Source organism: Saccharopolyspora sp. (genome assembly GCF_017434145.1).
In the GTDB taxonomy this organism is placed as follows: domain Bacteria; phylum Actinomycetota; class Actinomycetes; order Mycobacteriales; family Pseudonocardiaceae; genus Saccharopolyspora_C; species Saccharopolyspora_C galaxeae.
Genome location: NZ_JAFRFW010000189.1, coordinates 1 through 1,713, shown reverse-complemented (window position 1 = coordinate 1,713; position 1,713 = coordinate 1). Strand labels below are relative to the sequence as shown.

The 1,713-nt window shown below is 70.1% G+C and carries 2 protein-coding genes; both read left to right on the top strand.

What is annotated here, in order from left to right; genetic code table 11:
- The coding region (locus IJH84_RS05250) for an MmgE/PrpD family protein (RefSeq protein ID WP_295140943.1) at positions 1-898 on the top strand (898 nt) is incomplete at its 5' end.
- Between the two features lie 18 nt (positions 899-916).
- On the top strand, positions 917-1,713 hold a 797-nt coding region (locus IJH84_RS05245; protein WP_295140941.1), incomplete at its 3' end, for an MFS transporter.

The following is a 1,713-nucleotide window of genomic DNA, read 5'->3' as shown; positions in this document are numbered from 1 at the left end:
CGCCGCGGCCGCCGCGATGTTGTCCGATGTGGACGCAGAGGGCATCGCGGACGCGCTCGGCGTCGCGGCCAGCATGGGTTCCGGTCTGCTGGAGGCGAACCGCACCGGCGGCACGGTCAAACGGGTGCACTGCGGCTGGGCCGCGCATTCGGCGGTGACCGCCGCGGGCCTCGCGCGCACCGGGATCACCGGTCCGCCGACCGTGCTGGAAGGCAGGTTCGGCCTGCTGCAAGCCTTCTGCGGCGACCAGGCCGACCTCGACGCGCTGCTCGACGGACTCGGCGAGCACTGGGAACTGCCCGGCATCTTCTTCAAACCGTATCCCTGCAACCACTTCACCCACGCCGGAGTCGACGCCGCGCTGCGGTTGCGCGCGCGGGGCGTGGCGCCGAACGAGATCGAAAGCATCGAATTGCGCGCGCCGACCGCGGTCCTGCGCACCATCGGCGAACCGCGCGAGGAGAAAACCGCCCCGAAATCCGGCTACCACGCCGCTTTCTCCGGCCCCTACACCGTTGCGGCGGCGTTGCTCGGCGGCGGCGGGCTAGGGCTTTTCCACGAGGACTTCACCGACGCCGCGGCCGCCGATCCGGAACGACTCGCGCTCGCCGCGAAGGTCACCTGCGTCCCCGACGCGGAGTGCGACGAGATCTTCCCGCACCAATTCCCGGCGGTGCTGCGCGCACGGCTGCGCGACGGAACCGAACTCACCGAACGCGTCACGCACAACCGCGGTGGCGACGGCAATCCGCTCTCGGCGGAAGAACTCGCCACGAAGTTCCGCCGCAACGCCGCCCGCGCGGTCACCGGCCGGCGCGCCGAGCGGATCACCGAACTCACCTACGGCCTGGCCGACCTGTCCGCGGTCAGCACGCTCACCGACCAGCTCACCGACTGACGACCGAGGGACGACAACATGCCCACCACCCGTTTTCGCTGGATCACGATCGGACTAGTCGTCTCGCTGATCGTCATCAACTACATCGACCGCAGCGCGGTGTCGTTCGCGGTCCGCCCGCTGCAGGACGAGTTCGGCATCAGCACCACCCAGTACGGCGCGATCTCCAGCGCGTTCGCGGTCGGGTACATGGTGTTCACGTTCCTGTCGGGGTTCCTGGTGGACCGGTTCGGCCCGCGCCGCGTGCTGCTGACGGCCATCGTGCTGTTCTCGCTGGCCACCGCGCTGATCCCGCTGGCGGGCGGGTTCGCCGGACTGCTGCTGATCCGCATGGTCCTCGGCGTCGGCGAGGCGCCCGCGCTGCCCGGCGCGACCAGGTTGGTCAGCAGCTGGCTCCCGCCGCGCGAGCAGGGCCTCGCCCTGTCCCTGATCGGCGGGGTCGCGGTGTCCGGCAGCCTGCTGATCGGCGGTCCGCTGCTGACGCAGCTGATCGGCCTGACCGGCTGGCGCGGCATGTTCTGGGTGATGGGCTGCGTCGGCGTGGTGTGGGCGTTGCTCGCCTTCTGGCTGCTGCGCAACACTCCCGGCCAGAGCCCGTACGCAGGTGACCGCGAACGCGCCCACATCGCCGGCGGGCGGGGCAACACCTCCGACGCACTCCCGCGCGTTGCGAACCAGGGCGGCCTGCTGGCGAACTGGAACCTCTGGCTCGTCGCGATCGGCTTCTTCTCCTGGGGCTTCATGTTCTGGGGATTCATGTACTGGCTACCCGAGTACTTCCAGCGCACGCACGGGCTGAGCATCGAAAGCGTCGG